At 68.2% G+C, this 21828-nt stretch carries 23 protein-coding genes; 10 read left to right on the forward strand and 13 right to left on the reverse strand.

All coding sequences use genetic code 11. The features are described 5' to 3' along the window. Nucleotides 1–54: 54 nt before the first annotated feature. Nucleotides 55–861, forward strand: a complete 807-nt coding sequence (locus G5B40_RS11240; protein WP_165098580.1) for a VPLPA-CTERM sorting domain-containing protein — start codon at nucleotides 55–57, stop codon at nucleotides 859–861. A gap of 202 nt (nucleotides 862–1063) precedes the next feature. On the opposite strand, the gene G5B40_RS11245 is transcribed toward G5B40_RS11240, so the two are convergent. After that, nucleotides 1064–1825, reverse strand: coding sequence for a GNAT family N-acetyltransferase (locus G5B40_RS11245; RefSeq protein ID WP_165098582.1), 762 nt, complete (start codon nucleotides 1823–1825; stop codon nucleotides 1064–1066). 97 nt (nucleotides 1826–1922) lie between these two features. Between G5B40_RS11245 and msrB the strand changes: the two genes are divergently transcribed. After that, a complete protein-coding gene (msrB, locus tag G5B40_RS11250; protein WP_165098585.1) occupies nucleotides 1923–2318 on the forward strand; it encodes a peptide-methionine (R)-S-oxide reductase MsrB in 396 nt (131 codons plus the stop codon). Nucleotides 2319–2470: 152 nt separating this feature from the next. Here msrB and G5B40_RS11255 read toward each other — a convergent pair whose 3' ends face one another. Continuing rightward, nucleotides 2471–3052 carry a thymidine kinase gene (locus tag G5B40_RS11255; RefSeq protein WP_165098587.1) on the reverse strand — a complete coding sequence of 194 codons (582 nt, stop codon included), beginning with the start codon at nucleotides 3050–3052 and terminating at the stop codon, nucleotides 2471–2473. Between the two features lie 135 nt (nucleotides 3053–3187). Between G5B40_RS11255 and G5B40_RS11260 the strand changes: the two genes are divergently transcribed. The 4 genes from G5B40_RS11260 to G5B40_RS11275 all read left to right on the forward strand — a co-directional run bounded on the left by G5B40_RS11260 (nucleotide 3188) and on the right by G5B40_RS11275 (nucleotide 5388). After that, on the forward strand, nucleotides 3188–3646 hold the full coding sequence (locus G5B40_RS11260; protein WP_165098590.1) for a universal stress protein: 459 nt from the start codon (nucleotides 3188–3190) through the stop codon (nucleotides 3644–3646). A 74-nt stretch (nucleotides 3647–3720) separates the two neighbouring features. Beyond that, complete coding sequence (locus G5B40_RS11265; RefSeq protein ID WP_165098592.1) at nucleotides 3721–4275, forward strand: NifU family protein; 555 nt, start codon at nucleotides 3721–3723, stop codon at nucleotides 4273–4275. Between the two features lie 79 nt (nucleotides 4276–4354). Beyond that, nucleotides 4355–4939, forward strand: a complete 585-nt coding sequence (tsaB, locus tag G5B40_RS11270) for a tRNA (adenosine(37)-N6)-threonylcarbamoyltransferase complex dimerization subunit type 1 TsaB (RefSeq protein ID WP_246209476.1) — start codon at nucleotides 4355–4357, stop codon at nucleotides 4937–4939. Continuing rightward, nucleotides 4936–5388: a GNAT family N-acetyltransferase gene (locus G5B40_RS11275; protein ID WP_211907320.1), complete on the forward strand. Its 453-nt coding sequence runs from the start codon at nucleotides 4936–4938 to the stop codon at nucleotides 5386–5388. The genes tsaB and G5B40_RS11275 overlap by 4 nt, the downstream gene beginning before the upstream one ends. Before the next feature lie 73 nt (nucleotides 5389–5461). Here the strand turns inward: G5B40_RS11275 and G5B40_RS11280 are convergent, their stop codons facing one another. From G5B40_RS11280 to G5B40_RS11295, 4 genes are read right to left on the reverse strand one after another with little or no spacing between them, the layout of a single operon-like run. Then, the gene (locus tag G5B40_RS11280) at nucleotides 5462–7558 is read right to left on the reverse strand and encodes a hypothetical protein (RefSeq protein WP_165098594.1); all 2097 of its coding nucleotides are present in this window, start codon (nucleotides 7556–7558) and stop codon (nucleotides 5462–5464) included. Then, entirely contained in the window at nucleotides 7555–10377 is a 2823-nt protein-coding gene (locus G5B40_RS11285) for a DUF4159 domain-containing protein (RefSeq protein ID WP_165098596.1), read from the reverse strand. Before G5B40_RS11285 ends, G5B40_RS11280 begins: the two co-directional genes overlap by 4 nt. Continuing rightward, the gene (locus G5B40_RS11290) at nucleotides 10377–11315 is read right to left on the reverse strand and encodes a DUF58 domain-containing protein (RefSeq protein ID WP_165098598.1); all 939 of its coding nucleotides are present in this window, start codon (nucleotides 11313–11315) and stop codon (nucleotides 10377–10379) included. Before G5B40_RS11290 ends, G5B40_RS11285 begins: the two co-directional genes overlap by 1 nt. Next, on the reverse strand, nucleotides 11315–12328 hold the full coding sequence (locus G5B40_RS11295) for an AAA family ATPase (RefSeq protein WP_165098601.1): 1014 nt from the start codon (nucleotides 12326–12328) through the stop codon (nucleotides 11315–11317). The genes G5B40_RS11290 and G5B40_RS11295 overlap by 1 nt, the downstream gene beginning before the upstream one ends. 148 nt (nucleotides 12329–12476) lie before the next feature. Here G5B40_RS11295 and G5B40_RS11300 point away from each other — a divergent pair, with 148 nt between their 5' ends. From G5B40_RS11300 to G5B40_RS11315, 4 genes are all read left to right on the forward strand, one after another. After that, the gene (locus G5B40_RS11300; RefSeq protein WP_165098603.1) at nucleotides 12477–13073 is read left to right on the forward strand and encodes a DUF1285 domain-containing protein; all 597 of its coding nucleotides are present in this window, start codon (nucleotides 12477–12479) and stop codon (nucleotides 13071–13073) included. 5 nt (nucleotides 13074–13078) lie between these two features. After that, a complete protein-coding gene (locus tag G5B40_RS11305) occupies nucleotides 13079–13561 on the forward strand; it encodes an MOSC domain-containing protein (protein ID WP_165098605.1) in 483 nt (160 codons plus the stop codon). A gap of 83 nt (nucleotides 13562–13644) precedes the next feature. Continuing rightward, complete coding sequence (locus G5B40_RS21215) at nucleotides 13645–14238, forward strand: NUDIX hydrolase (protein WP_246209477.1); 594 nt, start codon at nucleotides 13645–13647, stop codon at nucleotides 14236–14238. 47 nt (nucleotides 14239–14285) lie between these two features. Continuing rightward, a complete protein-coding gene (locus tag G5B40_RS11315; RefSeq protein ID WP_179961569.1) occupies nucleotides 14286–15395 on the forward strand; it encodes a CCA tRNA nucleotidyltransferase in 1110 nt (369 codons plus the stop codon). Nucleotides 15396–15427: 32 nt separating this feature from the next. Here G5B40_RS11315 and G5B40_RS11320 read toward each other — a convergent pair whose 3' ends face one another. The 7 genes from G5B40_RS11320 to G5B40_RS11350 all read right to left on the reverse strand — a co-directional run bounded on the left by G5B40_RS11320 (nucleotide 15428) and on the right by G5B40_RS11350 (nucleotide 21820). Continuing rightward, on the reverse strand, nucleotides 15428–16255 hold the full coding sequence (locus tag G5B40_RS11320; protein ID WP_165098611.1) for a phosphodiesterase: 828 nt from the start codon (nucleotides 16253–16255) through the stop codon (nucleotides 15428–15430). Between the two features lie 209 nt (nucleotides 16256–16464). After that, nucleotides 16465–17772, reverse strand: a complete 1308-nt coding sequence (locus G5B40_RS11325) for an aspartate aminotransferase family protein (protein ID WP_165098615.1) — start codon at nucleotides 17770–17772, stop codon at nucleotides 16465–16467. Then, the gene (locus G5B40_RS11330; RefSeq protein WP_165098618.1) at nucleotides 17772–18449 is read right to left on the reverse strand and encodes a cysteine hydrolase family protein; all 678 of its coding nucleotides are present in this window, start codon (nucleotides 18447–18449) and stop codon (nucleotides 17772–17774) included. Before G5B40_RS11330 ends, G5B40_RS11325 begins: the two co-directional genes overlap by 1 nt. Beyond that, nucleotides 18446–19474: a branched-chain amino acid ABC transporter permease gene (locus G5B40_RS11335; protein ID WP_165098621.1), complete on the reverse strand. Its 1029-nt coding sequence runs from the start codon at nucleotides 19472–19474 to the stop codon at nucleotides 18446–18448. Before G5B40_RS11335 ends, G5B40_RS11330 begins: the two co-directional genes overlap by 4 nt. Nucleotides 19475–19479: 5 nt before the next feature. Beyond that, on the reverse strand, nucleotides 19480–20370 hold the full coding sequence (locus tag G5B40_RS11340) for a branched-chain amino acid ABC transporter permease (protein ID WP_165098624.1): 891 nt from the start codon (nucleotides 20368–20370) through the stop codon (nucleotides 19480–19482). Nucleotides 20371–20373: 3 nt separating this feature from the next. Next, nucleotides 20374–21081 (reverse strand): ABC transporter ATP-binding protein, encoded by a 708-nt coding sequence (locus G5B40_RS11345; RefSeq protein ID WP_165098627.1) that lies wholly within the window; start codon nucleotides 21079–21081, stop codon nucleotides 20374–20376. Beyond that, nucleotides 21074–21820, reverse strand: coding sequence for an ABC transporter ATP-binding protein (locus G5B40_RS11350; protein ID WP_165098630.1), 747 nt, complete (start codon nucleotides 21818–21820; stop codon nucleotides 21074–21076). The genes G5B40_RS11345 and G5B40_RS11350 overlap by 8 nt, the downstream gene beginning before the upstream one ends. Nucleotides 21821–21828: the final 8 nt, after the last annotated feature.

Here is a 21828-nt window from a genome sequence, read left to right on the forward strand (position 1 = left end):
CATGGGTGTTCGGCTGTGACATTTTCATCAAAATCGGTATAAATTGTCGCACCCGTGAATTATTTCTACGTCTCGCTAGGGAAAGTGGGTAAGGTGGCGACGTGGATTGGCGGCCCTGTTGTGGTCGCTGTTGTTGTAATGCTGAAGATGGGGCCTACCATGAAAATCAAGTTTTGCGCCGCGCTTGCGGCGGGTGCTCTGCTGTCGTCCGGCGCCGAAGCGGCGACGCTCAAACTCGACGGCTACACCGCAGGGGTCAAGAATGTCACCGTCAGCGCCTCGCCCGTGGCCAATACGCCCAATCCGGCCGGCGCCACGGGATTCAATATTTCGGACCAGTCAGGCAGCCTCGGTTCTTTCGTCGCCTGGTGTCTCGATATCGGTCATTACCTGATGGGCGTCGGCGATACCGACGAGTATGATCTGACGACCGACCCGTTCTCGAACAGCTTCGGGCTGACGCAGGTCGCCCGTGACCGGGTTCAGGCCGTGTTCGACGCCAACTACGGCACTTTGGATGCGAGCGACTCCGCTCAGGCGACCGGGTTCCAGATGGCGCTCTGGGAAGCGGCGTTCGAGGATGACGCGACCGCGATGAGCATGAGCGACGGCGCTTTCATCGCTTCCAATGCGGCCAGCGACAGCTTGGCGAGCACCTATCTGGCCAACGCCATCGCCCATACCGGTTCCAGCCGGTACCAGATGTCCTTCTTCGAGATCAGCAGCCTGGACGAGAATCGCGGCCGCTACACCGGTCAGAACCTTGTGACCGTCTCCGAGGTGCCGCTGCCCGCCGCTGGCCTGCTTCTCCTGACCGCCCTCGGCGGAACCGCGTTCGTGGGACGCCGCCGCAAGAGCTAAGCGGCGGAAGCATCATCTGGCGCAAGACCGACTCACCTCCGACGTGGCGACGCGTCGGAGGTAATCATTTCCTCACCGAACCCGGGGAGCGACCCGCCACAACCTGCTCCGGTTGTGGCGGGTCGCTTCGTCTGAACGGGCTGGGCCGAACAGCGAGCGGCCCGGGTGACGCGACGCTCAGCGGGGCGGAAAGACGTTGCTCTCACGCCCCGCGCAAGAGGCGCGCGCGCCCCTTCGGAACGCGTCCGATCTCCAGCCCGGTAAAGACGTGGAGCGTATCGAGGTCATTGTCCACGACAGCGTGGTCGGAAACCCAGCCCCCCATCGCCAGGTAGGCCCGCAGAAGCGGCGGCAGCTTCGCCGCGGCGGCCTTCAGATCCGGCCTTCGCCGGCGCAGAAGGCGGGCGAAAGGAAAGATCTTGGGCGCCTTGATTCGCGGCAGCCAGCGCTTCGGCGCCAGGTGCCGCGCCTTCAACAGCGCAAAGGCGTCCATGTAGACCTCGGCTTCAACGCCATCGAAACTGGAGCAGCCAAACAGCATCTCGACCCTGCGAGCCTCCACGTGGGTCGCCATCGCCGTCCAGGCCGTGCGGATCACATTCGGATCCGCCCGCCAGTCAGGGTGGACGCAGAAACGACCCATCTCCATCATCGGCGATGGATAGGCGCAAAGCCCGCAGAGATCATAATGCAAGGCTGAATAGCTCCGCCCGATCTCCGCGCCGGATCCAAGCGGCAGCATGCGATAGCAGCAGACGAGCCGACCGCTGCGGCGTTCCTCGATCAACATATGTTCGCAGGTCGCATCGAATTGATCGGCGTCGAGCCCTTCCGCCCGCACGCCTTCGACGACGGCGCCGCGACCGGCGATGAAACTCTGGTGACGCAGACGTTGCGCCGCCTCGATGTCGGCAGGCGTCTCGGCCAGTCGCGCCACATAGGCGCCGCGCGAAAATGTGATCATCGGTCCCGGTTCCCGCTCAGACGTTTCAGGTTTTCGCCCGACGACATATATAGGGATCGAAGACGGCATGATGACACATCGCGGGAGAATGGCGGCAATGACGAAAATCGTGAAGTCGGACGCCGAATGGCGGGCGGCGCTCAGCCCCGAAGTCTATGAGGTGGCGCGTGGCCACGGCACCGAGCGCCCAGGAAGCCATCCGGGCTTTCCCAAGGGACCGGGTAAATTTCTCTGCGCCTGTTGCGGCGCGCCGCTATTCGACGCCGCCACGAAATATGAAAGCGGCAGCGGCTGGCCGAGTTTCTATGCGCCGCTCGACGAGGGCGCTGTCGAGGAAAAGCAGGATGACAGCCTGTTCATGCGCCGGACGGAAGTGCTTTGCGCGCGCTGCGACGCGCATCTCGGCCATGTCTTTCCCGATGGGCCGCCGCCGACCGGCCTCCGCTATTGCATGAACGGCGTCGCGATGAAGTTCGCCGCGGAAAAGGCGTAGACCGCGATCGAAGCGGATCGGCCAGACTCGGGCTCCGGCGCATCATCGAGGGATGGATCCCGGGGTCATTCTCGCCGCCGCGGGGCCGCCGGCCGCCATCTCTGTCCGCGCCCTGTTGGCGGGCGGGCCGGGCCGAGGGGCGCTCTTCACCGCTATGCGCCCGCGAGCCGGCGTTCGCGCCAGTGACGCCGGCAGAGTGAGACATAGATGTCGTCGCCGATCGCGATCTGATCCCCCTCCTCCTCGACTGCGCCGCCGGCGCCGATCCGCACAACCATCGTCGCCTTCGAGCCGCACCAGCAGATCGTCCGCACCTCGCGCAAGTTGTCGGCGATGGCGAGAAGCGTGGCGGAGCCGGGAAAGAGCGCGCCGCGGAAATCAGTGCGCAGCCCGTAGCACATCACCGGAATGGAGAGATCGTCGGCGACTCGGGCAAGCTGCCAGACCTGCTCCTCCTCGAGAAACTGCGCCTCGTCGACCAGCACGCAATGGAGCGGGCCGTGGCGCTTTCGCGCCTCGATCCGCCGGAAGAGGTCGTCCTCCGGGGCGAAGGTCTCCGCCGGCGCCTTCAGCCCGATCCGCGATCCGATCATTCCCGCCCCGGCCCGCTCGTCCAGAGCGGCGGTGAGCAGAAATGTCGTCATTCCCCGCTCGACATAGTTGTGCGAGGCCTGAAGCAGCGCCGTGGTCTTGCCGGCGTTCATCGTCGAATAGTTGAAATAGAGCTTGGCCATGGCGCGAACATCACCCCCTGCGCCTCCCCCGGCAAGCGCGAATCAAGGCGGAGGCCGACCCGTTGCGCGCCGCTTGCGGCGGGTTCGAGTTTCCGTCATCCTCACCGGCCGGAACAACCGTCGCGGAGCGCGGCCTTGCGGAAATTCATGATTGTCGTGGACGAGACGCCGGAATGCGCCAACGCGCTCCGATTCGCCGCGCGGCGCGCGGCGAAGACAGGCGGCGGGGTGGTGATGCTCTACGTGATCCGGCCAGAGGAGTTCCAGCACTGGATCGGCGTGGCGGAGGTGATGCGCGCAGAAGCCCGCGAAGCCGCCGAGGAACGCCTCAGCCAGCTCGCCGAAGAGGTTAAGGCTCTCTCCGGCGTTCTCCCCGAGTTCGTGATCCGTGAAGGTGACGCGCGGGACGAGGTGCTCGCCCAGATCAAGGAGGATTCGGAGATCGGCGTCCTCGTCCTCGGCGCCGGCGCCAGCGGCGATGGGCCGGGGCCGCTGGTATCGGCGCTGGTCGGGCGGATGGCGGGCGGGCTGACGGTGCCGGTCACCGTCGTTCCGGGCGGCATGTCGCTCGACAGGATCGACGCGGTCTGCTGAACGCAGTTTAGAATCATTCTTGATTTCGTCGGCCGACGGGTCCACATCTAGCAGCGCAACTCAGGAGAGACGCGATGTTCATCCAGACCGAGTCGACCCCGAACCCGGCGACGCTGAAATTCCTGCCCGGCCAGACCGTGCTCGCCACCGGATCGGCGGATTTTCCGAATGAGGAGAGCGCGGGCGTATCACCGCTGGCGCGCCGGCTTTTTGCCGTCGAAGGCGTCGAAGGCGTCTTTCTCGGCCCCGATTTCATCACGATCACCAAGGACGATCAGGACTGGGCGCATCTGAAGCCGGCGATCCTCGGCGTGATAATGGAGCATTTCACCTCCGGGCAGCCGGTCATGGAGACCGACGCCCGCGCCGATCACGCCGCACATGACGGGCCGGACGCCGCCATCGTCGTACAGATCAAGGAACTGCTCGATACGCGCGTGCGCCCCGCTGTCGCCCAGGATGGCGGCGACATAACCTTTCACGGCTTCGATGAGGGCGTCGTCTACCTCCACATGCGCGGCGCCTGCGCCGGGTGCCCGTCATCTACGATGACGCTGAAGATGGGCATTGAGAACCTGCTGAAGCATTATCTGCCCGAAGTGACCGAGGTGCGCCCTGTCGGGCTCTGACCCGGCGGCGTCGCCGCTCATCCTCGTCATCGACACCGCCGCCGGACGCTGCGCCGCGGCGCTCATCGAGAGCGAGCGCGTGATCTCCGCGCGCGAGGAGTGTCTTGAACGCGGCCATTCCGAGCGGCTCTTCCCTCTCATCGAAGCCTGCCTGGCCGAGGCCGGTCGCGCCTGTCGCGATATCGGGCTGATCGCGGTCTCCACCGGCCCCGGTAATTTTACAGGCGCGCGCATCGGCGTCGCCGCGGCGCGCGGCCTCGCGCTCTCGACCGGGGCGCGGGCGATCGGCGTCGACCGACTCGAGGCGCTCGCCGAAGGGCGCGACGGCCCGGTCTGCGTCGCGCTGAACGCGCGCGGCGGCGCGCTCCACATCGCCCGTTTCGTGAATGGCGCGCTGGCCGGCGCGGCGGAGACGCTTTCCCCCGCCGCCGGCGCGGACCGCGCCGCCGGCGCGGCGGTGATCGGCGATGGCGCGTCGGCGCTCATCGCCGCGGGCGGCGTGGGCCGCGCCGGCGGCGAAGGCGAGGAAGCCGCCCTCGCCACCATCGCGGGCGTCGCCCTTCGCAAGGCCCGGGCCGGCGACGCCCCGCGCCCCGCGCCCCGGTATTTGCGCCCGGTGAACGCCGCGCCTGCGCGCGATGGACCTCCCGCCATCCTGCCGTGAGCGATTTCGCCATCGAAACCGACGTCGCGCCGACGCCGGATCGCCTCCAGCGTCTCGCCAAGGTCCACGAAACCGCCTTTGGGCCGCTGGAGCGCGGCTGGAGCGCCACCGAGATCGGCAATCTCGCGAAAGCCGGTCTTCTGGTATCGGCGAAGGATGATTCCGGTTTCGCGCTCCTCTCCCTCGCCGCCGACGAGGTTGAACTTCTCACCCTCGCCGTCGCGCCGGAACGCCGCCGCGCCGGCCTCGGGGCCACCATTCTCGACGCTGCGCTTATCGCCGCCGCCGCATCAGGCGGCGCGGCGATTCATCTCGAGGTCGCCGCCGACAACGCGCCCGCCCTCGCGCTTTACCGGAACGCCGGTTTCACCCAGACCGGCCGCCGCCCGCGCTACTATCTGCGTGGCGCTTCGAGGATCGACGCCCTCGTCCTTTCGCGAAACCTCTGAGACGCATTCGGGCGCGAAACGCGGCCGCAGGCATCGTGGCGGCCCCGGAGGCGCCCCGCCAAGCCCGCGTTCCTTACCGTCCCTCCACCCGCCAGGCGGCGACCATCAGCCCCGCGGCCAGCACCAGCATCAGCCAACCGGGCGCGAGCGGGGTCAGCCGCACGTCCTCCACCGCATAGGCCCCGCGCCGGGCCAGCCCGATCCAGCCGCGACCGGCGGCGGCGCGGCCCTCGCGAACCCGGCGGATATCCGGCGCGCCGTCCTCCAACCAGGTGATTCCGCCGCGCGTCGCCGTCGCGAGGGGCGCTAGCACGTCGCCCGTCGCTACCGCCCGTTCGAACTCGATCGGCGCGGGCGGGCCGACCGCGGCGATGGCGCTCATCACGCCGTCGGAAAGCCGGTGAAGGCCCTGTTCGTCGGCCTCGAAGACTGCGCGCCAGCGCCCTGGCCCGACCGAGGTGAAGTCGACCACGTCCCGCGCCCCGGATGGCGCGACGATCTCCAGCTTTTCCAGCGTCTCCTTCACCGAGCGGCGCGTCACCGTCAGCCGCGCGCCCTCGGCCACCGCGGAGAGCGCCTCCTCCTCAAGCTCCGGCTCCTTCATCAACCAGTGGGCGAGCCGGCGCAGCAATTCCGCCTGCGGCCCGCCCCCCTCGAAACCGCGCGACCAGAGCCAGGCGTGATCCGAGGCCAGCACGGCGACCCGTCCTTCGCCAACCCGGTCCAGGACGAGAAGCGGCTTCTCCTCCGCCCCGGTCATCAGCACCTCGCCTGAAAGTCGGTCCAGTTCGATCTGCCGCAACCAGCGGCCCCAGCGCGGCTCCGCGCCGGCCTCGCCGCCGTTGAAACGGTCCAGTCCCGCAGTGACCGGGTGCCGGTCTCCGGCGTCGGTGACCTCCGGCAGGTAAGGCGCCTCGATCACCGCCGAAGTCGGCTTCACCGGCAGGATATCCGCAAGCGGCGTGCGATAGAGGCTTTCGACCCCGGCGAACCACGGCCCGGTCGCCAGCAGCACCGCGCCGCCATCGCGGACATAGCGGGCGATATTGGCGATATAGGGCGAGGGCAGGACGCCGCGACGCCGATAGCGGTCGAAGATGATCAGGTCGAACTCATCGACTTTTTCGAGGAAAAGCTCGCGGGTCGGAAAGGCGATCAGGCTCAGCTCAAAAACTGGCGTGCCGTCCTGTTTTGTCGGCGGCCTGAGAATGGTGAAGTGCACGAGGTCGACCGAAGGGTCGGCCTTGAGCAGGTTCCGCCATGTCCGCTCGCCGGAATGCGGCTCGCCGGAGACCAGGAGCACCCGCAGGCGGTCGCGCACACCGTTCACGGTGAAGGCTGCGCGGTTGTTGCGCAGCGTGATCTCGCCGTCCACCGGCGCCAAGGTCAGTTCGACGATATTCGCGCCGCCATGGCCGATCTCGACCTCAAGCGTGGTCTCGCGCCCCGGCGCGGTTTCGGTCGCGCCGACGATTTCGCCGTCAACCGCGATCGTCACACGCGCCGGGCCAAGCTTCGAGAGCAGCGCCTCGGGTCCGTTCTCCTCGACCGTGAAGCGGAACGAGGCTCTCTCGCCGACGATTCCGAAAGCGGGAGCGGCGGCGACGCTCAACCGCCGGTCAAGTTCATGCCGCGCGCCAGTGATCAAGCCCTGCACCGGACCGGGGAAATCCGCCATCGTATCCACGTCATGCGCCTGCCCGTCCGTGATCAGGACCGCGCCGGCGATGCGGTCGGCCGGAACTTCCGACGCCGACGCCGAGAGCGCGCCAAGCAGATGCGTGCCAGGGTCGCGGATCGGACCGCCCTCATTCCTGACCCGCACCACGCGGGTCTCGATGGGATTGTCCGGATCACTCAGGTTCAACGCCGCGATCTGCGCCAGGACGTCGGTTTCGGCGGCCTTCGCCTCGGCGGCGCGCTCGCCGATGCTCTGGCTCTCGGTCTGGTCCACCACGACGAAGGCGATGTCGGAAAGCGCGCGGCGCGTCTCCCGCACCAGGGCGGGATTGGCGAGCGCGAGAAGCAGCACCGCGAACGCGAGCGCGCGCAAGGCCCATGAGGGCGATCTGAGCCAGCCCGCCAGCGCGCAGAGCGCCAACGCGATTCCACCGGCCAACGCGATCGCCAGCGGCGGAACGAGCGGGTCGAAGACCAGCGCCGCGTTCAATTCCCCAGCCTTTCCAAAAGCGCCGGCACATGCACCTGGTCCGACTTGTAGTTGCCGGTCAGCGCGTACATCACCAGATTCACACCGAAGCGGAAGGCCATTTCACGCTGTCGAAAGCCGTTGTCGCGCCCGACGGGCGCGAGAAAATCCCCGGCATCGCTTACCGCCCAGGCCGCCGCCCAGTCGGCGGCGCCGATGATGACCGGCGAGACCCCGTCATTCGGATCGGAAATCAGTTGACCCGCGCTTTCGCCATCGACTTCCGGCGCGGCGCGCGGCGCCTCGAGCCAGACGGCGCCCCCGGTCCAGCGGCCGGGAAAGCGGTCGAGAAGATAGAATGTCCGCGTCAGGACATGGCCCTCCGGGATCGGCGTCAGCGGAGGCAGGTCGAGCGCGCCGACAAGCCGACGGAGCGCGCGCGCGTTCGGCCCGGCGGCGGAGCCCTCGCGCGAGCGATGCGCGTCGCGCGTGTCGAAGACGATCATCCCGCCCTCGCGCATGTAGTGGTTGAGCCGCGCCGACGCCTCGGCCGACGGCGTCGGCTGTCCCTCACCGATGGGCCAGTAGATGACCGGGAAGAACGCCAGCTCGTCATGCTCCAGATCGACGCCCATCGGCTCGACCGGCTCGACGGCTGTGCGCGCCGCCAGCACCCGGCTGAGGCCGCGAAGCCCGGCCTCCGACATCCGGTCCAGTTCCGGATCGCCGGTGACAACCCAGGCCAGCACGGTGTTGTTCGCGGCGATCAACGCGCGTTCGGGATCGGCCGATTGAGCTTCAGCGTAGGGCGTCGCGAGCAGCGCGAGCAGCAGCGCCGCCGCGCCGACACCACGGTTGAGGCGCAATCGATGTCCCGAAAGCCAGAGCGCGATCATCAGATCGGCCGCAAAGAGAAACAACGCGAGCGTGAGAAGCCACTGCGCCAGCGGGCGTTCCGTTCTGCCGCCGAGCGTCTCCACCACCGCCGAGCCCGGTGGCGCGGAGGCGAGAGTCGGCGGCGTCGGCTCGGGGAACAAATTGTAGGCGAGGCGCGCCGTCTCGCCGGCGTATAGCCCCGGCGGCGCGTCCGGCCCGGGCGGCTCCGCAAGCCGCGCCGCCGGCGCCGGCGCGAGATCGCCCGGCGACGCCGCGATGCGCCCGAACCCGTCGAGAGCCGCGACCTGGCGCATCGGCGCATCCGGCTCCGGCGCCTCGCCGGCCCCGCCGCCACCCGAGATCGCGATCAGCCGCCGCAACATGTCGACGAAAAGTCCGGAAAGCGGCAGCGACGACCATTCCGCGTTCGCGGTGACATGAAAGAGCGCGACCCGGCCCGCGCCGAGCGGCGCGGCGGTCACCAGCGGCGTGCCGTCCTCCAGCGTCGCCCAGGTCCGCTCCGCCAGATCCGGGCCGAGCCGGGCGAGGATCTGCCGTGAGACAGTGACTTCGCGCGGCGCCTTCAGGCCGAAAAACGGACTCTCCCGGGTAAACTCACGGATTCGCTGCGGCGCGCCCCAGGCCATCGCCCCGCCGACCGAGCGGCCGCCGGCGCGCAGGCGCACCGGAAGAAGCGGATCGTCACCCTCGCCCAAGGCGGCGCCGGCGGCGAGATCGGCGCCCCGCGCCAGCCGCGGACCGGCGAAGCGGACCAGAAGCCCGCCCGCCTGCACCCACGCTTCGAGTGCGGCGCGCTCGGGCTCCGTCAGCCGACCGATATCGGCGAGAAAGATCGCGTCCGGATTCGCCCCGATTAGCGTTTCGATCTCGCCCTCCACCAACTCGGCGCTGCTTTCCAGCGCGGTGCGGAGGTAATGCAGCGACGAAATCAACCGCAAGCCGCCTTCGTCGGAGCCGCCAGCGGCGAGGCCGACGCGCCGCCGGCGCACGCTCTCGTCGGTCAGCGCCGTGGCGCCGGCGCTATCCTCTCCGATCATCGCGACGCGGGTGATCTGGTTCCGAAGCTCCAGCGGCAGGTCGATCTCGACGGCGCGCGCCATCTCGCCTTCATCCATCAGCGTTTCAATCGAGGCGAGGCGGCGCTCGCCGGAATCCGCGCCGGTCTCGCCCGGCGCGTGGCCGAAAACGCCGATGAGCACCACTTCCGCCGTCTCGATCTCGGCGCGAAGCGCGCTCACCAGCATTCGGCCATCCTCCAGCCGCGGCGCCGAGATCGCGCGCGCCGTGCGCGCCGGGCGGATGACCCGGAGCGCGCCAAGATCGGCCAACGCGTCATCCAGCGCGCCCTTATCGCCATGCTCCAGCCCGTCGGTGATATGGATGGTCTCGATCCCGCCCGGCGGCGCGATCCCGGCGAATTTTTCGGCGTATTCCGCGCGGAGGGGCCCCCAGGGAGCCGGCGAGAGCCCCTCCAGAAGTCCGCGCCATTCGGCGGCGGAACGCGGATCGAGGCGGAACTCGGCCGGCGGCGGCGCGGCGAGGATATGGACGGAGACCGGCCGGCCGGCCCGTTCGGCGCGGTCCAGCTCGGCCAGCGCCGCTTCGCGCCGCGCCTCCCAGTCCGGAGCGCTGGCCCAGCCGCCGTCGAGCGCCATGACCACCGGCCCCGTTCCGGCCAGGCGTTCGCGCGGATTGAGCACCGGATCGGCGAAGGCGAGGATCACTGCGGAGGCGATGACCATCCTGAGAAGGAGAAGCCACCACGGCGTCCGGTGCGGCGTCTTCTCCGGATCTTCGAGACCGAGAAGCAGCCGCACGCCCGGAAAGGCGAGCCGCCCCGGCGACGGCGGCGTCGCTCTGAGCAGAAGCCAGAGCGCCGGCAGCGCCGCGAGCGCCACAAGAAGCCAGGGGTTGAGAAACGCCAGCGCGCCGAGATTCAGCATCAGCGCCGCCCCCCGGCGAGCGTCGCGTAAAGCCAGAGAAGCGCCTTGCGCGGACTCTCGTCGGTGCGGTGGATCAGGCAGCGCCAGCCGCAGCGCCGCGCCATACGTTCAAGATCGCGTCGCCGCTCGGCCAGCCGCTCGCGATAGGCCGCCTGCAGGCCGCGCGCGCGGTCGGTCTCGAACTTCACGTCGCGGCCCATCGATTCGAAGATCAGGCGCCCATCGAAAGGAAATGTCTCCTCCGCCCGGTCGACGATCTGCACATAGGCGCCGGAAACCCCGGCCTCGGCCGCCCGAACGAGGCTGGGGAATATCTCTTCGCGCGGCCCCATGAAATCGGAGAGGAACACGGCCCGTCCGCCGCGCGCGTATTCGGCGCGGGGCGGAACGCCGAAATCCGGGCGTTCCGCGCGCGCCCCGGTCAGGACCGCGCCCATCCGCATCAACTGCGTCTCGCCGCTCGCCGGTCGCGCGGCGTCGCCGCCGAGAAGCCCGACCCGCTCGCCGCCCCGGATCAGGAGAACACCGAGCGCCATCGCCAGCAGCGCCGCGCGCTCCGCCTTGGTGCGCGTCGCCCGGTCGGATCGGAAATCCATCGCCAGCGCGTCGTCGGACCAGATCGAGACGGTCTGCGCAGCCTCCCATTCCATTTCGCGGACGAACATCTGCTCGGAGCGCGCCGAACGACGCCAGTCCACAGCCTGATGCGGGTCGCCCGGTTGCGCGGCGCGGAACTGCCAGAAGGTCTCGCCCGGTCCGGCCCGGCGGCGCCCATGCACACCGGCTGTGACAGAGGCGGCCAGCCGCTCCGCCTCGGCCAGAAGCGGCGGCAAGGCGCCCGCGATCCGCTCCGCGTCCCTGCGCAGCCAACCCGCGCCGACCCGTTCCACCGGCGGCGGCTGAGCGGACGCGTGGCGCGGACGGGGCGCGGGCGCCATCAGGCCGCCGCCTCCGCGCCCTCTCCGAGCGTGCGAGCGGCGAGCGCTCCGATCACCCGCTCGACGCTGTCGCCCTCGGCGCGCGCCGCGAATGTCAGCGCCATACGGTGCGTAAGCGCCGGACGGGCGAGCGCGATCACGTCGTCGATATCGGGCGCGAGCCTCCCGTCCATAAGCGCCCGCGCGCGCGTCGCCAGCATGAGCGCCTGCGCGGCGCGCGGGCCAGGGCCCCAGTTCACCGTGCGTTCGATGAAATCCAGCGCCTCCGGCTCTCCGGGCCGGGCGGCGCGCACAAGATTCAGGATCGCCTCCAGAACGCTTTCGCCGACCGGCATGCGCCTGACCAGCCGCTGCGCCGCAATCAGTTCCGGCCCGGTAAAGACCGGCGCCGCCTCCGCCTCGTCGCCCGTCGTCGTCGCGATCAGGATGTCGCGCTCCGCGGCAACGGTCGGATAGGCAATGTCGACCTGCAGTAGGAACCGGTCGAGTTGCGCCTCCGGCAGCGGATAGGTCCCTTCCTGCTCGATCGGGTTCTGCGTCGCCAGGACATGGAATGGCGGCGCGAGGTCCATCCGCCTTCCGGCGATGGTGACGAATTTCTCCTGCATCGCCTGCAGGAGCGCCGATTGCGTCCGGGGACTGGCGCGGTTTATCTCGTCCGCCATGAGGAGCTGGCAGAAGATCGGCCCCTCGATAAAGCGGAAGCTGCGCTCGCCGCTCGCCGCCTGCTCCAGCACCTCGGCGCCGAGAATATCCGCGGGCATAAGGTCGGGGGTGAACTGAATCCGCTTCGCGTCGAGCCCCATGACCACGCCCAGCGTCTCCACCAGCCGTGTCTTGGCGAGGCCGGGCGCGCCGACGAGGAGAGCATGTCCCCCCGAAAGCAGCGCGTTCAGTGTCAGATCGACCACTTCCGGCTGGCCAATCACCCGTTTCGCGATCTCGCCCTGGGCGAGGCGAAGTTTCTCGCCGACAGCTTCAATCTCCTGGAGGATGTCGGTCGCGTCGCTCATCGGCGGTCTCCATGATATAGCGCGTCCAGACGGCGCGGACCCGGCCCCGAAAACCGGCGCCGGCATCATTAGCTTCGTGGTCGCCAGTGCGACAGCCATCATGAACCTATATGTTCGGGAGGGGAAATCGAGTCACCAGGATGTGAAAATGAACAGAGACGACGCCACACCCGCTCCTGACGATCTCGCCCGCACGCTCTCGAAAGCGGCGAAGCGCGGCGAGAAGGGTCCGCCGCCGGTGCATCTCTGGAATCCGCCGTTCTGCGGAGATCTCGACATCAGGATCGCGCGGAACGGACAATGGTTCTATCTCGGCTCGCCGATCGGGCGGCTGCCCTTGGTGAAGCTGTTCGCCTCCGTCATCAGGAAGGACGGCGACAAATATTTCCTCGTCACGCCGGTGGAGAAGATCGGCATCACTGTCGAGGACGCGCCCTTCGTCGCCGTCGATTTCACCGTCGCGGGCGCGGGCGCCGATCAAACCCTCACCTTCCACACCAATGTCGGAGACGACGCCGAAGCCGGCCCCGACCACCCGATCCGTGTCGCGCGCGCCGAGACGACCGGCGAGCCCTCGCCCTATGTCCTGATCCGCCGCAATCTGGAGGCGCTGATCGACCGGAAAAGCTATTACCGGCTGGTGGAGGCCGGAACCGTGGAGACGGTCGATGGCGCGCGCATGTTCGGCGTCTGGTCCGGCGGCGCGTTCTTCCCCTTCTGTCCGGCGTCCGAGCTCGGGCTCTGACGGAGATGAACCCGCCCTACATCCTCTCCGACCTTATCAACCGCCATGCAACCGTCGGCCGGATAGACTGGATCGGCCTTCGCCCGGCCCGGCTGGAGACGCCGCTAGCGGTCGAGGCGGCGCACATCGAGATGACGGGGCTCTTGGGCGACCATCGCGCCCGTCCCGGCAAGCGCGCCGTGACGCTGATCCAGGCTGAGCACCTGCCGGTCATCGCCGCACTGGCGGGGCTCGACGCCGTCGCGCCGGAGACGCTGCGGCGCAACCTGGTTGTCTCCCGGATCAACATCGCGGCGCTTCGCCGTGCGAAGCTGCGCATCGGCGGCGCGCTCCTGCGAATGACCGGCCCCTGCGCGCCGTGCAGCCGTATGGAGCGGGCGCTCGGCTTCGGCGGCTTCAACGCCATGCGCGGTCATGGCGGCTGGACCGCAGAGGTGATCGAGCCCGGCGAGATCCGCCTCGGCGACGCGGTGGCGCCGGAAGCGTGAGCGCGCCGTCTTGCCATCCACGCCTCGCTGTCGCATCTGAAGCCATGCGCCGCGCCCTGACCCGCACAGATATCGAACGCGCCGTGCGCCGCACGCGCGCGCGGCGTTCGGATTACGATCTCGATCCGGAGTTCAAGATCGGCGTCAACCGGAGCCGCCCGCTTCGCCCGGCCGCCATCCTCTGCGGGCTTGTGGAGCGACGACGCGGGCTTTCGGTGATTCTCACAAAGCGGCCCGAAACGATGCGAGAGCACGCCGGGCAGATCGCCTTTCCCGGCGGCAAGATTGATCCCGAAGACAGGGACCCCGTCGCCGCCGCCCTCCGCGAAGCTGAGGAGGAGATCGGCCTCGCCTCCGGCGCGGTCGAAGTGATCGGCCCGATCGACCCTTACGAGACCGGCACCGGCTTCCGGATCGAGCCGATCGTGGGGATGGTCGATCCGGGCTTCGTGCCCCGCCTGGAGCCGCTGGAGGTCGAGGAAGCCTTCGAGGCCCCGTTGGATTTTCTGATGGACCCCGTCAACCTCCAGCTGCTGAGCGGCACATGGGGCGGGCGCAAACGGCGATATTACGCGATTCCCTGGAACGGCCGACATATCTGGGGCGCGACGGCGGGAATGCTGAAGAGCCTCGCCGACCGTCTCGCCGCGGACGAGAACCCGGGCGAGGAGGAGTGACGCGGATCGCGCCCGGCTGGCTGCGCGCGCCTTCGACGGCGCGGGTCATGAGAGCGTTGGCGCCGATCCAGCCACGCTTCGTCGGCGGCTGCGTGCGCGACGCGCTGCTGGATGGGGCGGACGGAACCGTCGACATCGACATCGCCGTCGCCGCCCGACCAGAAGAGACGATGCGCCTCGCCGAAGCGGGTGGACTCGGCGCGCACCCGACCGGGCTGGCGCATGGCGTCGTCACCATCACGAGCGCGGGGCGTGGTTTCGAGGTGGCCTCGATGCGCCGCGACGTGGCGACCGACGGACGGCGTGCCGTCGTCTCATACACCGATGACATTGCCGCCGACGCGGCGCGGCGCGACTTCACCATGAACGCGCTCTACGCGGACGCCGAGGGCCGCGTGATCGACCCGCTCGGCGGCGGACTCGCCGATGTCCGGGCGCGCCGGATTCGTTTCGTCGGCGCGCCCGCGGAGCGGATCATGGAGGATTATCTGCGCATCCTCCGCTTCTTCCGGTTTCACGCCACACTCGGAATCGATGCGTTCGACCCGGCCGGGCGCGCCGCCGCGATCGACGCCGCCGCCGGTCTCGCGCAGGTGTCGAAGGAGCGGATCGGGGCCGAGATGCTGAAACTCCTCGGCGCGCCCGACCCCGAGCCGGCGCTGAAAGCGATGGGGCCTGTTCTCGGGGTCGTGCTCCCCGGCGCCGCGCCCTTTCATGGCCTCGTCGCGGCGGAGCGGAACGCCGGTGAGGCGCCCGACCCGCTCCGCCGCCTCGCCGCGCTCAACGCGCGGGCGGCGGAGAGCCAGCTCCGGCTCTCGCGCGCCGACGCCGCACGGCTGCGCGGGATCCGCGCCGCCCTGGCGACGCCAGCGCCACCCGCCGCCCGCGCCTATCGGCGTGGCGCGGACGCGGCGCGCGATGCGCTCCTGATCGAGGCGGCTGACGGTGCGCCGCCGCCCGCCGGTTGGCGCGTCGAGATCGCGCGCGGCGCCGCCGCGACCCTCCCCGTCGCCGCCGCCGATCTCATCGCCGCCGGCGCCGTCCCCGGGCCCGCGCTGGGAGCGCGGCTCGAAGAAATCGAGTCGCTGTGGATCGAGTCTGATTTCCGCGCGACAAGGGCGGAGTTGCTCGCCGGTGATCAGGATTGGCCGCGCTGATCCGGGCGGGCGAACCGCCGCTTACGCGAGCGTTACGGCGCCCGCCTGATCGCGACGCCGTCATCGAAGCGGAACGGGCCTTCCGCCGGCTCGCTTCCGACATATGTGGATCGGAAGCCGCCGGCCCATTCGTGGATCAGGAATCCGCCCGGCTCCCGCACGAAACCCGCCGGCGCGTCGGGGCGGTAATCCGCCGGGATGGCGTGCGCGGTCGAGGGGCCGATGATCGCCGGGCAGCCGCCCGCCATACCTGTTATGTAGCGATGAACATGCCCGCAGATCACCCGGGTCTCGGCGCTTCGCCCTTCGAGCGCGGCGCTGAACGCAGCGGCGTTCTTCAGCCCGATCTCGTCCATGAAGCGAATCCCCGTCTTGAAGGGCGGGTGATGCAGCGCGACGAGAACCGGGCGTGCGCCAGCGCCGTCCAGCGCGTCGCGCAGGAAGTCGAGCGACCGGGCCGATAATTCGCCTCCGGTTTCGCCCTCGATCAGCGTGTCGAGCGCGATCAGCCGAAAGTCCGAGAGGTCCATCATCCAGTCTATCGGCCCGGATTCCGGCATGAAACGCTCTTGCGCGAAAGCCGCGCGCATCGGCTCGCGGCGGTCGTGATTACCGGGGATCGCGACGACCGGAAGCCCGGTGGGCGCGATCAGCCGCTGAAACGTCTCGAACTCCGCAGCGCCGCCGCGATCCGTGAGGTCGCCGGTCGCGACGATCACGTCGATCGGCCCGATCTCATCGAGCGCCGCGCGGATGCGTGCGGCGCAGCTTTCGAGCGCCAGCCGCGTATCGACCCTTTCCGCGACGAGGGCGGGCGGCGCGACGACATGCGTGTCGGTGATCTGGATAATGCGGCTCAATCTGTCTTCCTGTCGCTTCCTTCGGTCGGCGCGGCCGCCACGATACTAGCGATCGAAGGGCTTCATTGTCGACCATTCGAGACGGCGAGGCGGCCGATCAGCGCGCGTCGCCCTCCGGATTGATCATTGGGCGAAACCGCTCCAGCGAGGGCCTTGAGCCGGTCCGCCGGCAGCGTCACGCGGTCAGGCGTATTCTTGACAGCGCTCGGCTACCAGCCTTCGAAACCGGCTATATCGGCCTTGGTGATCTCACCCGCCGCCACATCGCGCATGGCGCGGTCAAGGATTTCGACGCCGAGATCGACCTCGGACCGCTCCAGTGTCAGGGGCGGCGTGAACTCCAGCACGTTTGAATTGACGCCCACATAATACAGCACCAACCCGAGTTGATGCGCCCGGAACACGCTAAGCGCGGCCTGCTCCGTCGCCGGAGTCAGGTCATCGCCCGTCGCCAACTCCATACCGAGAGCCAGCCCGTGACCGCGGATTTCGACGACGCCCGGATGGCGGTCCCGCAGCGCGCGCAACTGTCCGGCCAGATAGTCCCCTGTTTCTGCCGCCCGTTCGGCCAGCCCCTCGCGCGCAATCGTCTCCAGCACCGCCAGACCCGCGGCGGCGCAAGCGGGATTGCCGTGCAGGGTCTGGAACGAGAAGGCGGCCGCGTGGTTCATCACCGCTTCGGGACCAACCACCGCCGACAGCGGCAAGCCGCCGCCAAGCGCCTTGCCAAACACCACGATATCGGGCTCGACGCCGAGATGTTCGAAACAATGCAGTCGGCCGCTGCGCGCCAGCCCCACCTTCACCTCGTCGCAGACCAGCAGGACGCCATGCGGCCGGCAGAGCGCCTCGACCTCGCGAAAATAGCCATCGGGCGCCACCAGCATGCCGCCATCGGACTGAATCGGCTCGATGAACATCGCCGCCACATCGGCGCCGTCAGCGTCCAGAACCGCGCGCAGGCGCGCGAGGCTGTTTTCGGCCGCCGCCTCAGGACCGCCATCGCGGAGTGGATTGGGGAACGGGATCAGAGAGAGGCCCGGCAGGCGAGCCGAAGCGTCCTGCACCGGATGGCCCGACACGGCGACCGACCCGACGGTGCCGCCGTGATAACCGCCCTCGAAGGCGATGATGCGCGTGCGGCCCGTCGCCGCCAGCACGGCGCGCGCGACGGTTTCGTTCGCATCCGACCCCGAATGACCCAGCCAGACCCGCCCGCGCGCACGCCGGGGCGCGATCGACAGGAGGCGCTCCGCCAGTTCCACAGCAGGCAGCGTGGCCGAGGACAGCAGACTGGCGCCCGCCTGCGAGGAAAGCGCGCGCGCAACCGCCTCGCGCACCGCCGGGTGTGCGTGCCCGAGGCCGACCGCGCCCCAGGATCCCGAAAAATCCAGAAGTTTCCGCCCGTCGTCGGAGGTCAACCAGCACCCCTCTCCGCCGGTCACCGCCTGCGGGAAAAAGCGCAGATGCGACATGCGCGAGAGCGCGGCCGCGTCGCGAGCATAGAGATCCGCCATCACGCGCCTTCGCGGATAAAGCCTTTCACCTCCTCGCGGCTGGCGACATGACAGTAGATCATGTTGATGATGCGCAGTTCGGCCTCATGCAGCTCCATCGTCGCCGCCGCGCAGCAATCCTCCGCAACGACGACGCCGAAACTTTCGTCGGCCAGACTGCGCACCGTGGAGGACACGCATTGATCGGTGAAGATGCCCGCGACGATCACGTCAGTAATCCCCATGTTGCGCAGGATCAGCCGCAAATTGGTGCCGGTCAGGGCGCTGTCGGTGGTTTTCTCCACGGTGATCTCGTCGCCCTCGGGGGCCAGTTCATCGACGATCTGCGCATCTTCACGGTTTTTCGGCAGCAGCAGATAATTGAAGCCGGGTTTCTTCTGGCTGAGCGAACGGTCGCGCCCATCCTGCTTATGGCAGGCGATACGCGCATGGATCACCTCGACCCCCTTCGCGCGGCAATACGCCATCAGATCGACGCAGTTAGGAATGACGGTTTCGTTCATTCGTTCGAAAAAGGGCCGCCAGCGGCGGGTTTCCTCGGGCGTGTCCTTGTCTTCGAGATAGGTTTTCTGAACGTCGATCATCAGGAGCGCGGTGCGCTCGGGAGCCAGCGAGATATCCTCGGGTTCTTCCGCAGTCTCGTAGTAAAAGGACCGATACGCGGTTTTCCAGCTCATTTCGCCCTCCCTTCAGATTTACGATTGCGCGTAAGAAGCGCGCCGATCTCGCGTGTCGGGAACAGCCCCCCGGGCCGCAGCGACAGCACCGCGATCATCGCCAGCGCCAGCACGATCTCGGTCAGGCCGATCACCTGATCGGCCATCACGCCGGCCTCATTTATGCCGGCCTCCAGCCCGCGAAGCGCCTCGAACGAGAAAGTCACGATCAGCGTGCCGATCACGGCGCCCGTCACCGTGTTCGCGCCGCCGATCACCAGCATGCTGAGGATCAGGAACGTCTCTTTCAGATAAAAGGCGCGCGGCGAGAAGGAGGTCACGAAATGCCCCCACAGCGCACCGCCGATTCCGGCGAAGAGCGCCGCCAGTATGAAGGCCCGCCAGCGCAGTTGCACTATGTTCACACCGATCGCGGCCGCCGCCACCTCATCGTCGCGACTGGCGCGCAAAAGCTGCCCGGTGCGCGATTCCTTGAACAGCATCGCCCCCAGCAGCGCCAGCAGCGCCGCGCCGCAGGCCAGCCAGAGCGTCGTCGCCTCCGGCAGACCGAAGAGTGTGCGCGGGCCGTTGGTGATCGCGCTCCAGTGGGTGATGACGGTGTGCAGCACCACCAGCAGCGCAAAGGAGGTGATGACCGCGGCGGCGTCCGACAGCCGCATCAGCGGATAGGACAGCGCCGCCGCCACCAGCGCGGCCACCAGCCCGCCGATGATGATCGTCGCATAGGGGCTGAGCTGCACGGATTCGAGCACGGGATAGAGATCGGGCAGCGCCATGCCCTTCATCCGCTCGGGGATCGACAGCACCGCCGATGTATAGGCCCCTACCCCCATGAAGCCGATATGCGCGAAGGACAGGATGCCCGAATTGCCCATGAACACCTGCAAGCCCAGCACCAGGATCATCGACACGAACATCGTCGTCGCGATCCGCTCATAGAGCCGGACGCCCATGGCCTGCGCCAGCAGCGCCGCCGCCACGATCAACGCGCTCAGTACGACGAGAGTCAGGATATTTCTGGTCATGACGATCAGGTCCGCTGTCCGCTGGCGGGACCCTTCATCAGGCCCTCGGGGCGCCAGAGAAGGATCAGGATGACCAGACTGAAGGTGAAGGCGTCGCGGAACTTCAGCAGATCCTGCGACAGGGTGTAGTTCAGCGTCGTATCGATGAACGCCAGGATGAAGCCGCCGATCACCGCGCCGGGCAGCGAGCGCATGCCGCCGATCACCGTGGCGATGAAGGCGATCAGCAGCGGCTCAAGCCCGATGCCGGGCGCGACGGTGCCGATCCGGCCCATCCACAGCAGACCGACGACGCCCGCCAGAAACCCGCTGATCGCGAAGGCGGACGAGATGACAAGGTTGGCCGGCACGCCCAACATCCGCGCCATGGTGAAATTCGTGGCCGCCGCGCGCATGGCGATACCCAGCACCGTGCGCTGCATGAGAAAGGCGAAAAGCCCCAACAGCGCGACCGCCGCGACAATCGTGATCAGGTCGCGCATCGGCGTGGGGATGCCGGCGATCACGACACTCTGTGAGAATATTTCCGGCAGCGGCACGCTGCGCGGGCGAGGCGAGATGAAAAGAAGGGCCGCATTTTGCAACAACGTCGAAAAGGCGAAGGAGGTAATCAGCACGGCGGTCACCGATTTGGCCCGCACCGGGCGGAACGCCACGTAGTCGGTGGCCAGCCCCGCCAGAATCGCCATGACGACCGCCACGGCCGCCATGACCAGCCAGGGCAAGGGCGAGCCGCCCACCAGATGCATCGTGTAGCCCGCCACCATGATCAGCTCGCCATAGGCGAAATTGACCAGTTTCAGGATCCCGTAAACCAGGACCAACCCCAGCGCCATCAACGCATAGGCGCCGCCGAGACTAAGCACGTTGATAACGAACTGTATCGCGAAATCCATGCCTCACCCTCCCAGATACAGCGCATCCAGGTCGGACGAGGCGGCGATCTCCTGTGCGGAGCCGCTGACGGCGATCTGCCCCAGCCGCAGCACATAGGCGCGGTCGGCCACCTGCAACGCCTTGCGCGCGTTTTGCTCGACCAGAAGGATCGTCAGCTTCTCGGCCTTCAACCCCGCGATCATCTCGAAGATCTGATCGACGATCGCCGGCGCCAGACCCAGCGACGGCTCGTCCAGCAGCAGCACGCGGGGCCGCGACATCAGCGCGCGAGCCACAACAAGCATCTGCTGCTCCCCCCCAGACAGGGTGCCGGCCGGCTGTTCGATCCGCTCCTTCAGGCGCGGGAACATGTCGAACATGCGTTCTCGGTCACGACGCACGCCATCACGGTCGCGCCGGCGGAGATAGGCGCCGAGAGTCAGATTCTGATCGACTGTCAGGTCTGGAAACACGTCGCGCGTCTCGGGCACCGTGGCCACGCCGCTACGCACCATCGACTCAGGCGTGGCGTTGGTCACATCCTTTCCGTCAAGAACGATACGCCCCGAAGACGCCTTGATGGCGCCCGCCACACAGAGGATCGACGAGGATTTGCCCGCGCCGTTGGCGCCCAGCAGCGTCACCAGTTCGCCATCGGCGACCGAGAAGGACACGCCCCGAACCGCGTGGACCGCACCATAGCGCACATGCAGATCGGTGACTTCAAGCATCGGCGCCGCTTCCCAGATAGGCTTCGATCACGTCCTGATTGCCGCGCACCTCTTCGGCCGACCCTTCGGCGATGGTGCGCCCCGACGAAAGCACCTGCAGGCGGCGACACAGGCGCATGATCAGGCTCATGTCGTGGTCGATGATCAACAGGCCGAGGCCGCGCTCGGCCGGCAGAGCGCGCAGGATCTCCAGCAGCGCGTCCGTCTCGGCCTGGTTCATGCCCGCGGCGGGCTCGTCCAGAAACAGGAACTTCGGCTCCGCGGCGAGGGCGCGCGCGATCTCGACCCGGCGCTTGTCGCCATAGCTGAGCGTGCCGCACAGATCGTCGGCGTGGCGCTCCAGACCGAACTCGCACAACAGCCGGTCCGTTTTCTCGCGCGCCGCCGCGCGGCTTTCGCCATGCGCCAGCGGCGCCGTCTCGATGTTCTCCAGCGTTGTCATGTTGTTGAACAGACGCACGATCTGGAACGATCGCGCCACACCCATCAGCGCGATCCGGCGCGGGCTGAGCCCGGAGATCACGCGCCCGTCCATCCGCACTTCGCCCGAAGTCAGCGGCACCTGCCCGGTGATCGCATTTATCATCGTCGTCTTGCCCGATCCATTGGGTCCGATCAGCCCAAGGATTTCACCGGCGTCAAGCCTCAGAGAGACACGGTCAAGCGCCTTCAACCCGGAAAATTCGACCGAGCCGTCGGTCATCTCCAACCGGGACGGGACCGCAGTGCTATCCAACATCAGTTCGC

The organism is Pikeienuella piscinae, from assembly GCF_011044155.1.
Classification (GTDB): domain Bacteria; phylum Pseudomonadota; class Alphaproteobacteria; order Rhodobacterales; family Rhodobacteraceae; genus Pikeienuella; species Pikeienuella piscinae.